Genomic DNA, 13073 nt, shown 5'->3' with positions numbered 1-13073 from the left:
TTCTTTGCCCCGGCCCCCTTGTGATATCCGCCACATGGGTATTTGGTGAACACACCGCGTCCATGCGGTTTTCTCACTCCCCGCGCGGGCGCGGCGTTGGCACGCAAACCGACGACGCGGGAGGCGTAGTGGCGGACAAGAACGCGGGCGGGGCCATGGGAGCCGCGGGCAGGGCACCAGCGGCCGACAAGGCGGATGCGATACGCAATGTCGTCCTGGTCGGCCACTCTGGAGCGGGCAAGACGACCCTGGTCGAGCAACTGCTGGCGGCGACCGGCACCATCCAGCGGGCAGGCCGGGTGGAAGACGGCAACACGGTCAGCGACTTCGACGAGGTGGAGGTGCGCCAGCAACGCTCGGTCAACCTGACACCGGCGCCGCTGACCTTCAACGGCATCAAGATCAACCTTCTCGACACCCCCGGCTACGCGGACTTCGTCGGCGACCTGCGGGCCGGGCTGCGCGCCGCCGACGCGGCGCTGTTCGTGGTGTCGGCCACCGACGGGATCGACGGGCTCACCCAGATGCTGTGGGAGGAGTGCGCCCAGGTCCGCATGCCCAGGGCCGTGGTCATCACCAAGCTCGACCACCAGCGGGCCGACTTCGACGGGGTGCTCGCCACCTGCCAGGAGGTCTTCGGCGACGGGGTCGCTCCCCTGTATCTGCCGGTCATCACGAACGGGAACGTGAACGGCCTGATCGGGCTGCTGACGCAGAAGTTCTACAACTACGCCGGCGGCACCCGTACGGAGAAGGAGCCGGGAGCGGAGTACGAGGCCCGCATCGAGGAGCATCGCGGCGTCCTGATCGAGGGGATCATCCAGGAGAGCGAGGACGAGTCGCTCATGGAGCGCTACCTCGAGGGCGAGCCCATCGACATCAAGGTGCTCGTCCAGGACCTGGAGAAGGCGGTCTGCGAGGGCGACTTCCACCCGGTGCTCTGCACCGGGCTCGGCGTGGGCGCGATCGAGCTGCTGGAGCTCGTCACCCAGGGCTTCCCCGCGCCCCACGAGCACCCGATGCCCGAGATCACCACCCTCGACGGCAAGCCGGTGGCGAACATCGCCTGCGACCCCGACGGCCCGCTGGTGGCCGAGGTCGTCAAGACGACCAGCGACCCGTACGTGGGCCGCATCAGCCTGGTGCGCGTCTTCTCCGGCACGCTGCGGCCCGACATGACCGTGCACGTCTCCGGCCACGGCCTGGCCGAGCGCGGCCACGAGGACCACGACGTCGACGAGCGCGTCGGCGCCCTGAGCTGCCCGCTCGGCAAGCAGCAGCGCCAGACCGCCAAGGGCGTGGCGGGCGACATCGTGGCCGTGGCCAAGCTGTCGCGGGCCGAGACCGGCGACACGCTGTCGGAGGTCGAGCGGCCGCTGCTGATGACGGCCTGGGACATGCCCGAGCCGCTGCTGCCGGTGGCGATCCGCGCCAAGTCGAAGGCCGACGAGGACAAGCTGGGGCAGGCGCTGGGCCGCCTGGTGGCCGAGGACCCGACGCTGCGCCTGGAGAACAACGCCGAGACCCGGCAGCTCGTGCTGTGGTGCATGGGCGAGGCGCACACCGACGTGCTGCTGGACCGGCTGGCCAAGCGCCACGGGGTCGAGGTGGAGCGGATCGCCCTGCGGGTGCCGCTGCGGGAGACGTTCGGCGGCCGGACGCAGGCGATGGGCCGCAACGTCAAGCAGACCGGCGGCCACGGCCAGTACGCCATCTGCCATCTGGAGGTGGAGCCGCTGCCGTCGGGCGGCGGGTTCGAGTTCGTCGACAAGATCGTCGGCGGCGTCGTGCCGCGCCAGTTCATCCCGTCGGTCGAGAAGGGCGTGCGGGCCCAGATGGACCGGGGGGTGCGCGCCGGCTATCCGGTCGTTGACGTCCGGGTCACGCTGTACGACGGCAAGGCGCACTCCGTCGACTCCTCCGACATGGCGTTCCAGATCGCCGGTCAGCTGGCGTTGAAGGAGGCGGCGTCGAAGGTGCCGACGCTGCTGCTGGAGCCGGTCGACGAGCTGTCGGTGCTGGTCTCCGACGAGCACGTGGGCGCCGTGATGTCCGACCTGTCGTCGCGGCGCGGGCGGGTGCTCGGCACCGAGCCGGTGGGCCGCGGCCGCACCCTGGTCAAGGCGGAGGTGCCGCAGCTGGAGGTCACCCGGTACGCGATCGACCTGCGCTCCATGTCGCACGGCACCGGCACCTTCCAGCGCGCGTTCCTGCGCTACGAGCCGCTGCCGCCGCATCTCGCCGACAAACTGGCCGCGGAGTCGGGCTAGGGTCCCGCCGGGTCGCCGGGAGGGCAGCCCCTCCCGGCCCACCGGTCACAATGGTGTCACGAGTCGATTTCTTTTTTCCGTACGGAGCATGCCGGCTCCGATGCGAGACTGGTTGGCACTATGCGAACCGGACGCCCACTCCTCGCCGCCACCGCCCTCGCCGCCGTGGCCGTCGGCGCTGCCTACACCTTCGGGCCCGCCGAGGCCGGCCAGCGCAAGGCGGAGGCGGCCAAGAAGAAGTCGACCGAGAGCGCGGTGGTCACCGCGGCGTGCACCCCCGACCCGCGCCACCCGAAACGCCAGTTGCGCGGGGTGTGGATCGCCACGGTCAACAACATCGACTGGCCCTCGCGCAAGGGCCTGTCGGCCGACCGGCAGCGGGCCGAATACACGAGGCTGCTCGACGCCGCCGCCAAGCGCAACTTCAACGCCGTCTTCGTCCAGGTCAGGCCGGCGTCCGACGCCCTCTACAAGTCGTCGATCGAGCCGTGGTCGCAGTTCCTCACCGGCACCCCGGGCAAGGACCCCGGCTGGGACCCGCTGCCGTTCCTCATCAAGGAGGCGCACAAGCGGGGCCTGGAGTTCCACGCCTGGTTCAACCCGTACCGCGCCGCCTACGACGCGAGCGTCGCCGAGCTGCCCGCCTCCCACCCGGCGCGCAAGAACCCCGGCTGGACCGTCAAGTACGGCGACCGCCTCTACTACAACCCGGGCCTGCCCCAGGTGCGCCGCCACGTGGTCAAGGTCGTCACCGACGTGGTCGAGCGCTACGACGTCGACGGCGTCCACTTCGACGACTACTTCTACCCCTATCCCGCGCCCGGCAGCACGTTCGACGACCGCGCGGCCTTCAAGAAGCACGGCAAGGGCATGAAGCTGGCCGACTGGCGGCGGCAGAACGTCGACAAGCTCGTGGCCGAGGTCGACGAGGCCGTCCACGCCGCCAAGGGACACGTCAAGTTCGGCATCAGCCCGTTCGGCATCTGGCGCAACAAGGCGCAGGACCCGTCCGGCTCCGACACCTCCGGCATGTCCGCCTACGACTCGATCTACGCCGACGCCAAGGCGTGGATCGAGGCGGGCACCGTCGACTACGTGATGCCCCAGCTCTACTGGTCGCGCTCGCACAAGCTGGCCGGCTACGGCAAGCTGGCGCCGTGGTGGGCCGACGCGGTCGAGGGCACCGACGTCCACCTCTACATCGGCCAGGCGCTCTACCGGGTCGGCGCGAAGGACGAGGCCGCCTGGACCAAGCCGGGCGAGCTGCCGGCCCACCTCACGCTCAACCGCAAGCTCGACCGGATCAGCGGTGACGTGTACTTCAGCGCCAAGCAGCTGCTGACCAACCCGCTGGGCGCCATCGACCGGGTGGCCAAGGCCCACTACGCCCGCCCGGCGCTGCTGCCGCTGATGGAGGAGCGCGGCGGCGCCGCCCCGGCGAAGCCGTCGGGCGTCAAGGCGGCCGGCTCCGCCGTGTCGTGGGCGCCGGTGAAGGGGGCCCGCGCGTACGCGGTCTACCGGGTGCCGAAGTCGGGCGACGACTGCCACACGACCGACGCCCGCAACCTCGTGGCCGTGGTGTCGGACCCGTCGTTCACCGCGAAGTCGGCAGGCACCTACCTGGTGACCGCGCTCGACCGGCTCCACAACGAGAGCGGCGCGGCCCGGGTGAAGGTCGAAGCCGGCTAGTCGCGCCACGCCTCGGCGAGGAGCCGGCGGGTGTCGCGGAGCAGCTGCGGGAGCACCTTCGTGCGCGCCACCACGGGCATGAAGTTGGTGTCGCCACCCCACCGGGGCACCACGTGCTGGTGCAGGTGGGCGGCGATGCCCGCGCCCGCGACGTGGCCGAGGTTCATGCCGACGTTGAAACCCTGGGCGCCGCTGGCCTCGCGCAGCGCGCGCAGCGCCCGCTGGGTGAACTCGCCCAGCTCGACGATCTCGGCGGCGGTCAGCTGGTCGTAGTCGGAGACGTGACGGTAGGGCACGACCATCAGGTGGCCGGAGTTGTAGGGGTAGAGGTTGAGCACCGCGTACACGACCTCGCCCCTGGCGACGACCAGGCCGTCCTCGTCGCTCATCTCGGGGATGGCGTCGAACGGGCACCCGTCGGGGCTGGTGTCGATCGGCTTGTTCTCGCCCTTGATGTAGGCCATGCGATGCGGGGTCCACAGACGCTCGAAGTTGTCGGGCTCCCCTGCCCCTGCCTGATCGTGCATATCTAGCAGCATAGGGCCCCCGTGCAACGGACCGACGAGGTGCTCATCAGGCCGGCTCCACGCCCTTCTAGCGGGTGTCGCGGATCCGGTCGGCGAGGTCCGTGACGGCGCCGATCATCCGGGGCCCGGACAGGAACACCGGGTCGTTGTGCCCGGCCCCGGCGATCTCGACGACCGTGACCGGGCCCGCGGCGGCCGCGGCGACCGCGCGGCTCTGGCCGGCCGGCACGATCGTGTCGGCGGTCCCGTACACCACCACGATCGGCGCCTTGATGGCCGCGACCCGCTCCGCGACCGGGAAGCGGTCGCGGAGCATGGCCCGTACGGGGAGGAAGGGGTAGTTGGCCTGCCCCGCCGCGGCCAGGTCGGTGAACGGCGAGCGGAGCACCAGCCCGTCCGCCGGGCGCTCGGCGGCGAGCCCGGCCAGCACGGCCGCGCCGAGGCTCTCGCCGAAGTAGATCACCGGCACGTCGCCGAGGAAGTCGCGCGCCGCCAGGACGTCCAGGCGCAGCCCTTCCTCGGTGGGGCTGCCGGGGTTGCCGCCGTAGCCCCGGTAGTCGACGACCAGCACCGGCAGCCCGCGGGCGGCGAGCGCGCGGGCCAGCGGCGCCCGATGCAGCCGGTTGCCGGCGTTGCCGCCTGCCACCAGCACGGTCACCGGGTGGTCGCCCGGCACGTACCAGGCGCCGAGCCGCAGCCCGTCAGCGGTCGTCAGCGTCACCTCGCGCGCCCCCGGCACGACCTGCCCGGCCGGCGGCACCGGGGCCGGGTCGGGCAGGTAGATCAGCCGCCGCTGGAAGACCCACAGCAGCCCGAGCAGCAGCACCGCCACCACGAGGACCACGAGGGCGGCGCGCAGCGCGCCGGGCAGGTTCACGGGGCCAGTCCACCACAGGTGAAGCCGTCACTTCACCCGGGTCATATTGGACTCGTAGCCGCCTCCGCCCGGGTAGACCCAGGCGCCGGTGACGGAGTCGCCGTCGAACGTGCCCCGGTAGTAGGCGGGCGAGCCCTTCTCGCCGCCCCAGATGGTGAGCGTGTCGCCCGCCATCTCGTAGACGTAGTCGAAGGTCTCGCCCTGGCTGCCGTAGTAGCGGGACTTGACGTCCTCGCCCGGCTCGCCGCCGAAGGGCCGCTCCCTGCCGATCATCTCCACGCCCTTGACCGCGTGGCCGTCCTGGACGAGGTCGATGTCCTGGATGAGGAAGAAGCCGCCGTCGAGCCAGCGGTACGTGACGGTGCCCTCGCTGCCGCCCGTCACCCGCCAGGTGCCGACCAGCCGGTCCAGGGCCTCAAGCTGCTTGTCGCCGGTGTTCATGTCGCCGTCCTTCACAGGTCGTCGTCGGTTGTGCCCGTATGACGGCGGTGGCGCGGAAAAGGAATCGGCGGGACTCAGATTTTCTCCGGAAGCCCGAAGGCTGCGAGCACCTCGGGGCCGAACGTGGTGATCTCGGCGATCAGGCCGTCCTCGATCCGCAGCACGTCGAGGTTGACCGCGGTGAACGACGTCTCGCCGGGGCGGCGCACGTAGCTCGCCACGGCGGGCTGCCGGTTGGCTCCGGTCTCGATCAGCCGCCACTCGCCCCACGCCTCGGGGCCCTCCATGACCGGGCGCCACATCTCGAGGATCGCGGCGCGGCCCGCGTACAGCAGGGTCGCGGGCGGCATGGCCTGGCGGGCGTCCTCGCGCAGCAGCGCGGCCAGCGTGTCCAGGTCGCCCGCCTGGGAGGCCTTGAGGTAGCGGCGCAGCACCTGCCGCTCCTCCGCGCTCGGTTCGGTGGCCGGCTTCCAGTCGGCGCGGCGTTCGGGCAGGTGGGCGCGGAGGGTGGCGCGGGCCCGCTGGAGCGCGCTCTTGATCGCAGGCACGCTCAGCTCCAACGCGTCCGCGGTCTCCTCGGCCCGCCATCCGGCCACGTCACGCAGGATCAGCACCGCCCGCTGGCGCGGCGGCAGATGCTGGATCGCCGCGAGGTAGGCGAGCTCGATCGTCTCCCGCGCGGCCGCCACCGCGTGCGGCTCGCCTTCCCCCGGGGCGGCCAGGTCGAGCACCCGGTCGGGGATCGGCCGCAGCCACGGCACCTCGGCCTGCGCCGACCGCTCGCCGCCCGCCATCGCCATGACCACCTCGCGCGAGCGGGCCGGGCCGGACAGCGCGTCGAGGCAGGCGTTGGTGGCGATCCGGTAGAGCCAGGCGCGCGGCGTGGCGCGGCCCTCGAACGTCTCGCGCCGCCGCCACGCCCGCAGCAGCGTCTCCTGCACCATGTCCTCGGCGTCGCTGTAGGACCCGAGCATGCGATAGCAGTGGACCTCCAGCTCGTGCCGGTGGCACTGGGCCAGCGCGGCGAACCGCTCCTGGTCGCCCGCCCGGATCGCCTCGGTCACCTCGCCGGTCTCGCTCACCGCTCCTCCCCTCGTCGCGCGGGTCATCGTACGCGCCGCCGCCGACAATCCGGGCGCCCGGCGTCTAGGGTGGCGGGCATGGCCGATCAACTCGAACCCATGCCCACCGACTGGCAGCGGGCGCTCGCCGTGGTGGCCCACCCCGACGACCTGGAGTACGGCTGCGCGGCCGCCGTCGCGACCTGGACCGCGGCGGGCCGCGAGGTCGCCTACCTGATGGCCACCCGCGGTGAGGCGGGCATCGACACGCTCGCCCCGGCCGAGGCGGGTCCGGTGCGCGAGCGGGAGGAGCGGGCCGGCGCCGCCGTCGTGGGCGTGACCACAGTGGAGTTCCTCGACCACGCCGACGGGGTGATCGAGTACGGTCCGGCGCTGCGCCGCGACATCGCGGCGGCGATCCGCCGCCACCGTCCCGAGCTGGTGGTGACCCTCAACTTCGACGACACCTGGGCCGGCGGCGCCTACTGGAACACCCCCGACCACAGGGCTGTCGGCCGGGCCGTGATGGACGCCGTCGCCGACGCCGGCAACCGGTGGATCTTCCCCGACGCGGGCGAGCCGTGGGGCGGCGTGCGCTGGGTGGCGGTCGCGGGCAGCGACTCCCCCACCCACGCCGTCGACGTCACGGACGGCCTGGAGGCCGGCGTGCGCTCACTGGTGGCGCACCGCGCCTACATCGAGGCGCTCACCGGCGACGACCCGGAGAAGTACGCGCGCGAACTCGTCGAGGGCTTCGCCCGCGAAAGCGCCACCCGCTTCGCCGGCCGCCCCGCGATCCCCTTCAGACTGTTCAACCGCTGACCCGGACACTCCAACGCCCGCACATCCGGACGCGTCCCGTGCGCGTCCGGGGTAAGCCGGACGCGTCCGGGGGTTGGGTGTCAGACCTGGATGCGGCGTTCGATGGCGTCGGCGATCTCGGCGACCGCTCGGTCGACCGGGACGCCGTTGTTCTGCTCGCCGCTGCGGTAACGGAAGGACACCGCGCCGCCCGCGACGTCGTCGTCGCCGGCCAGGAGCATGTAGGGCACCTTGGCCTTCTGGGCGTTGCGGATCTTCTTCTGCATGCGGTCGTCGGAGGCGTCGACCTCGACCCGGATGCCGCGCTCGCGCAGCTTCTTGGCGACGTCCTGCAGGTAGGGCACGTGCGTGTCGGCGATCGGGATGCCGACCACCTGGACGGGCGCGAGCCAGGGCGGGAAGGCGCCCGCGTAGTGCTCGGTCAGCACGCCGAGGAAGCGCTCGATGGAGCCGAACAGCGCCCGGTGGATCATGACCGGGGTCTGGCGGCTGCCGTCGGCGGCCTGGTATTCGAGCCCGAACCGCTGGGGCTGGTTGAGGTCGAGCTGGATGGTCGACAGCTGCCAGGTGCGGCCGATCGCGTCCTTGGCCTGCACGGAGATCTTGGGGCCGTAGAAGGCCGCGCCGCCCGGGTCGTCGACCAGCTCCAGGCCGGACTCCACGGCCGTCTCGCGCAGCGCCTCGGTGGCCTCGTCCCAGTGGGCGGGGTCGCCGATGAACTTCTCGGAGTCGTCGCGGGTGGACAGCTCCAGGTAGAACTCCGACAGGCCGAAGTCGCGCAGCACGCTGAGCACGAAGGTGAGCAGGCTCTTGATCTCGCCGACCATCTGCTCACGGGTGCAGTAGATGTGGGAGTCGTCCTGCGTCATGCCGCGCACCCGGGTCAGGCCGTGGACCACGCCCGACTTCTCGTAGCGGTAGACGCTGCCGAACTCGCACAGCCGCAGCGGCAGCTCGCGGTAGGAGCGCCCGCGGGCCCGGAAGATCAGGTTGTGCATCGGGCAGTTCATCGGCTTGACGCGGTATTCGACGCCCTCCAGCTCGAAGGGCGGGAACATGTCGTCGGCGTACCACGGCAGGTGGCCGGAGGTCTCGAACAGCGTCGACTTGGTGATGTGCGGGGTGTTGACGAACTCGTAGCCCGCCTCGGCCTGGCGGCGGCGCATGTAGTCTTCCATCTCCTTGCGGATGATGCCGCCCTTGGGGTGGAAGACGGGAAGGCCGCTGCCCAGCTCGGGCGGGAAGCTGAACAGGTCGAGCTCGGCGCCGAGCTTGCGGTGGTCGCGCTTCTCGGCCTCCTCCAGCAGCTTGAGGTATTCGTCCTGCTTGTCGCGGGACTCCCAGGCGGTGCCGTAGATGCGCTGGAGCTGCGGGTTCTTCTCGCTGCCGCGCCAGTAGGCGCCGCCGGAGCGCATGAGCTTGAACGCGGGGATGGACCGGGTCGACGGGACGTGCGGGCCGCGGCACAGGTCCTTCCAGTGCAGCTCGCCGGTCTTGGCGTCGAGGTTGTCGTAGATGGTGAGCTGGCCGGCGCCGACCTCGACCGACTCCTCGGCGTCCGCGCCGCCCTTCAGGCCGATGAGCTCCAGCTTGTAGGGCTCGTCGGCCAGCTCCTCGCGTGCCTCGTCGTCGCCGACGGGACGGCGGGAGAACAGCTGGCCCTGCTTGACGATCTCGCGCATGCGCTTCTCGATGCGCTTGAGGTCGTCGGGGTGGAAGGCCTCGGCCACGTCGAAGTCGTAGTAGAAGCCGTTGTCGACCGGCGGGCCGATGCCGAGCTTGGCCTCGGGGAACAGCTCCTGGACGGCCTGGGCCATGACGTGCGCGGTGGAGTGGCGGACGATCGCCCGGCCCTCCTCGCTGGAGATCTCGATCGGCTCGACCGCGTCGCCGTCGGCGAGCGGGCAGGCCAGGTCGCGCGCCTCGCCGTTGACCCTGGCGGCGATCACGGTGCGGCCGTCGGCGTCGAGCGCCTGGCCGGCCGTCGTGCCGGCCGCGACCACACGCTCGGCTCCGGCGAGGGTGATGCGTAGCTCGGCTGACACGATGGCTCCCTTGGATAGCGCTCGTCGGTGACGGAAAACGATGCTATCGCGGGTCGAACCCCATCCTGGTCAGCCTTCTGCGGCTGCCCAGGAACACGTTCCGGTCGATCGGGCTGTTGGCGTGCTGGTGGATCGACCAGTCCCGCCACGGTCCCGGCACCGCAGGCCGGCCGCGCGGGCGGTGCGGGCTGGCGATCCACAGCGGGTACTCGCCCAGGCCCGCGCAGTTGCCCTCCTCGGCGAAGGACTGGAAGGTGTAGACGAACGGCCGCGTGCCGGTGCGCGCTTCCACGTACTGGCACCAGCGGCGGGCGAAGCCGGCGACCCGCTCGGGCTTGATCCCGTCATCGGTCTCCAGGTCGAGCGCGATCAGGTCGCCCCGGCGCAGCCCGCCCGCCTGGTTGATCGTGCGCAGGAAGTGGCGCGCCTGCTCCACGGGATCACCCTTGGGTCGCGCGAAGTGGTAGGCGCCGCAGACGATCCAGTTCTCCCGCATGCGGTCCCAGTTGCGGGAGAACCAGTGATCGGTCCAGTCGCCGCCCTCGGTGGCCTTGGCGAAGGCGAACGCCACTCCACTGCGCGCGTGCTCGGCCCAGTCGACGGATTTCTGCCAGTTGGACACGTCGATGCCGTGCAGCAAGCGCTTGTCCATGTCGGAGTACACCCTGCCGGAGTTTATGGCGACTCCGGCTGATCAGCCCTTCGACGCGCCGATGAGCAGCTTGTGCGCGCGCTCGCGGTCGCCATAGACCGCGGCCACGAAGTCGGTGACCCCGGCCTGGGCCAGGGCGTCGATCTGGGCGCGCACCGCGTCCTCGTCGCCGACCACGGCGACGCCGCCGGGGTTCTCGACGCCCTCCCTGTCGAGCATGGCCCGGTAGGACGGGAGCTGCCCGTACATGACGAAGATCTCGTCGGCCTTGGCCCTGGCGGCCTCCGGGTCGTCGGTGACGCAGACGGGCAGGGTGCAGACGACGCGCGGCGCGGGCCGGCCCGCCTCCTTCGCGGCGGCGGTGATGGTGGGCACGATGTGCTCGGCGACGGTCTTGCGGCCGGTCATCCAGAGGACGGTGCCGTCGGCGACGGTGCCCGCCAGCTTGAGCATGCGCGGGCCGAGCGCGGCGACCAGCACCGGCAGGCCGGCCCCCGGCGTGCTGAGCCGCACGTTGGCCTTGAGCGTCTCGCCGGTGTAGTCGACCTGCTCGCCGCGGGTGACGGGCAGCAGGACGTCGAGATACTCCTTCATGTGCCGGGCGGGCCGGTCGAAGCTGTAGCCGTACATGCCCTCGATGACGACCTGGTGGGAGAGGCCGATGCCGAGGGCCAGCCGGCCGCCGAGCGCGGCGTTGACGGTCATGGCCTGCTGGGCGAGCACGACGGGATGGCGGGGGTAGGTGGGCACGACGCCGGTGCCGAACTCGATGTCGCGGCCCCCGGCCAGGGCGGCGCTGCCGGCCACGGCGAGCGAGGTGAGCGCGTCCAGGCCGAAGATCTGGGACATCCAGACCGAGTCGAAACCGTCGTCGGCCGCGCGGGCGATCCGGTCGCGCAGGTCGGGGAACGGATCCTGGCCGTTGGGCTCATTGATCAGAAGTCCGAATCGCATGCTGACAGAACTCCATTCTAGTCGGCTGGGGCGAGTGTAACCCCGGTCGCGCCGGGTGGTGCCGAGGCCGGGCCGTACCCCCTTTGTAAAGTGGCTTCATGACCCACGAACGTGCGGGACAGCCCGCTCAGCCCGCGGATCTGGTGGACGTGGCCCGGCTGGTGACCGCCTACTACGCGTTGCGGCCCGACCCGGGCGACCCGGGGCAGCGGGTGACGTTCGGCACCTCGGGCCATCGCGGGTCGTCGCGGGCCTCGGCCTTCAACGAGTCCCACATCCTGGCCACCACCCAGGCCATCTGCGAATACCGGCTGACGCAGGGCACCGACGGCCCGCTCTACCTGGGCATCGACACGCACGCGCTGTCGGAGCCCGCGCGGGTGTCGGCGCTGGAGGTGCTCGCGGCCAACGACGTGCGGGTGCTGATCGACTCACGCGACGGCTACACGCCGACGCCGGCCGTCTCCCACGCGATCCTCACGTACAACCGCGGCAGGAAATCGGGGCTCGCCGACGGGGTGGTCATCACGCCGTCGCACAACCCGCCGTCCGACGGCGGCTTCAAGTACAACCCGCCGAACGGCGGCCCGGCCGACACCGAGGCCACCTCGTGGATCCAGGACCGCGCCAACCGGCTGCTGGCCCAGGACCTCACCGGGGTGCGCCGGGTGCCCTACGCCAGGGCGCTGGAGGCGGCGGGCCGCTACGACTTCCTCGGCTCGTACGTGGACGACCTGCCCTCGGTCGTGGACCTGGACGCGATCAGGGCGGCCGGGGTGCGGATCGGCGCCGACCCGCTCGGCGGCGCCAGTGTGGCCTACTGGGGCGAGATCGCCGAGCGCCACCGCCTCGACCTGACCGTGGTCAACCCGCTGGTCGACCCGACGTGGCGGTTCATGACGCTCGACTGGGACGGCAAGATCCGCATGGACTGCTCGTCGCCGTACGCGATGGCCTCGCTCATCGACGGCCGCGACCGCTTCCAGATCGCCACCGGCAACGACGCCGACGCCGACCGGCACGGCATCGTCACCCCCGACGGCGGGCTGGTCAACCCGAACCACTACCTGGCGGTGGCGATCTCCTACCTGTACGAGCACCGCGACGGGTGGCCGCGAGACGCCGGGGTCGGCAAGACGATGGTCAGCAGCGGCGTCATCGACCGGGTGGCCGCCTCGCTGGGGCGGCGGCTGTACGAGGTGCCGGTGGGTTTCAAGTGGTTCGTGCCGGGGCTGCTCGACGGCTCGCTCGGGTTCGGCGGCGAGGAGAGCGCGGGCGCGTCGTTCCTGCGCCGCGACGGCTCGGTGTGGACCACCGACAAGGACGGCCTGATCCTGGCCCTGCTGGCGGCCGAGATCCAGGCGGTCACGGGCAGGTCGCCGAGCGAGCACTACCGGGGCCTGACCGAGCGGTTCGGCGAGCCCGCCTACGCGCGGGTGGACGCGCCGGCCACCCGCGAGGAGAAGGCGGTGCTCGGCAAGCTGTCGGCCGACCAGGTGACGGCCTCCAGCCTGGCCGGCGAGCCGATCACGTCGGTGCTCACGGCCGCGCCGGGCAACGGGGCGTCCCTGGGCGGCGTCAAGGTCTCCACGGAGAGCGCCTGGTTCGCCGCCCGGCCGTCGGGCACCGAGGACGTCTACAAGATCTACGCCGAGTCGTTCCGCGGCCCGGACCACCTCGCCAAGGTGCAGGAGGAGGCCCGGTCGCTGGTCTCCGCGGCGCTGGGCTGATCAGG

The 13073-nt window shown here is 71.6% G+C and carries 11 protein-coding genes; 4 read left to right on the top strand and 7 right to left on the bottom strand.

Going from position 1 to position 13073, the window contains the following annotated elements:
- Window positions 1-128: 128 nt before the first annotated feature.
- Entirely contained in the window at window positions 129-2270 is a 2142-nt protein-coding gene (locus FR742_RS12835) for an elongation factor G-like protein EF-G2 (RefSeq protein WP_187281128.1), read from the top strand.
- 120 nt (window positions 2271-2390) lie between these two features.
- The gene (locus tag FR742_RS12830) at window positions 2391-3959 is read left to right on the top strand and encodes a glycoside hydrolase family 10 protein (RefSeq protein WP_148031177.1); all 1569 of its coding nucleotides are present in this window, start codon (window positions 2391-2393) and stop codon (window positions 3957-3959) included.
- Here FR742_RS12830 and FR742_RS12825 read toward each other — a convergent pair.
- The 4 genes from FR742_RS12825 to FR742_RS12810 all read right to left on the bottom strand — a co-directional run bounded on the left by FR742_RS12825 (window position 3956) and on the right by FR742_RS12810 (window position 6886).
- Window positions 3956-4486 (bottom strand): HIT domain-containing protein, encoded by a 531-nt coding sequence (locus FR742_RS12825; RefSeq protein WP_315970612.1) that lies wholly within the window; start codon window positions 4484-4486, stop codon window positions 3956-3958. The genes FR742_RS12830 and FR742_RS12825 overlap by 4 nt on opposite strands.
- Before the next feature lie 67 nt (window positions 4487-4553).
- Window positions 4554-5363, bottom strand: a complete 810-nt coding sequence (locus FR742_RS12820) for an alpha/beta hydrolase (protein WP_261808498.1) — start codon at window positions 5361-5363, stop codon at window positions 4554-4556.
- Between the two features lie 27 nt (window positions 5364-5390).
- Complete coding sequence (locus tag FR742_RS12815; protein WP_148031175.1) at window positions 5391-5804, bottom strand: hypothetical protein; 414 nt, start codon at window positions 5802-5804, stop codon at window positions 5391-5393.
- Window positions 5805-5878: 74 nt separating this feature from the next.
- On the bottom strand, window positions 5879-6886 hold the full coding sequence (locus tag FR742_RS12810; protein WP_261808497.1) for an RNA polymerase subunit sigma-70: 1008 nt from the start codon (window positions 6884-6886) through the stop codon (window positions 5879-5881).
- A 78-nt stretch (window positions 6887-6964) separates the two neighbouring features.
- Here FR742_RS12810 and FR742_RS12805 point away from each other — a divergent pair, with 78 nt between their 5' ends.
- Complete coding sequence (locus FR742_RS12805) at window positions 6965-7687, top strand: PIG-L deacetylase family protein (RefSeq protein WP_148031173.1); 723 nt, start codon at window positions 6965-6967, stop codon at window positions 7685-7687.
- Between the two features lie 80 nt (window positions 7688-7767).
- Here FR742_RS12805 and thrS read toward each other — a convergent pair whose 3' ends face one another.
- The 3 genes from thrS to FR742_RS12790 are packed head-to-tail and all read right to left on the bottom strand — an operon-like array spanning window position 7768 to window position 11338.
- Entirely contained in the window at window positions 7768-9732 is a 1965-nt protein-coding gene (gene thrS / locus FR742_RS12800; RefSeq protein ID WP_148031172.1) for a threonine--tRNA ligase, read from the bottom strand.
- A 43-nt stretch (window positions 9733-9775) separates the two neighbouring features.
- A complete protein-coding gene (locus tag FR742_RS12795; RefSeq protein ID WP_148031171.1) occupies window positions 9776-10384 on the bottom strand; it encodes a glycoside hydrolase family 25 protein in 609 nt (202 codons plus the stop codon).
- Between the two features lie 42 nt (window positions 10385-10426).
- Window positions 10427-11338, bottom strand: coding sequence for an LLM class F420-dependent oxidoreductase (locus FR742_RS12790; protein WP_148031170.1), 912 nt, complete (start codon window positions 11336-11338; stop codon window positions 10427-10429).
- Window positions 11339-11436: 98 nt separating this feature from the next.
- Here FR742_RS12790 and pgm point away from each other — a divergent pair, with 98 nt between their 5' ends.
- Window positions 11437-13068, top strand: a complete 1632-nt coding sequence (pgm, locus tag FR742_RS12785) for a phosphoglucomutase (alpha-D-glucose-1,6-bisphosphate-dependent) (protein ID WP_148031169.1) — start codon at window positions 11437-11439, stop codon at window positions 13066-13068.
- Window positions 13069-13073 lie beyond the last annotated feature (5 nt).

This window comes from Nonomuraea sp. C10, from assembly GCF_008017515.1.
In the GTDB taxonomy this organism is placed as follows: domain Bacteria; phylum Actinomycetota; class Actinomycetes; order Streptosporangiales; family Streptosporangiaceae; genus Nonomuraea; species Nonomuraea ferruginea.
Note: the sequence above shows the minus strand (reverse complement) of the source record. Positions and strands in the feature narration are given on the sequence as shown.

What these genes read in the sequence shown, in the direction of transcription:
- FR742_RS12830 (WP_148031177.1), top strand. Translation starts at nt 2,391, where the DNA reads ATGCGAACCGGACGCCCACTCCTCGCCGCCACCGCCCTCGCCGCCGTG.
- FR742_RS12825 (WP_315970612.1), bottom strand. Translation starts at nt 4,486, where the DNA reads ATGCACGATCAGGCAGGGGCAGGGGAGCCCGACAACTTCGAGCGTCTG.
- FR742_RS12815 (WP_148031175.1), bottom strand. Translation starts at nt 5,804, where the DNA reads ATGAACACCGGCGACAAGCAGCTTGAGGCCCTGGACCGGCTGGTCGGC.
- FR742_RS12805 (WP_148031173.1), top strand. Translation starts at nt 6,965, where the DNA reads ATGGCCGATCAACTCGAACCCATGCCCACCGACTGGCAGCGGGCGCTC.
- FR742_RS12795 (WP_148031171.1), bottom strand. Translation starts at nt 10,384, where the DNA reads ATGGACAAGCGCTTGCTGCACGGCATCGACGTGTCCAACTGGCAGAAA.
- FR742_RS12790 (WP_148031170.1), bottom strand. Translation starts at nt 11,338, where the DNA reads ATGCGATTCGGACTTCTGATCAATGAGCCCAACGGCCAGGATCCGTTC.
- pgm (WP_148031169.1), top strand. Translation starts at nt 11,437, where the DNA reads ATGACCCACGAACGTGCGGGACAGCCCGCTCAGCCCGCGGATCTGGTG.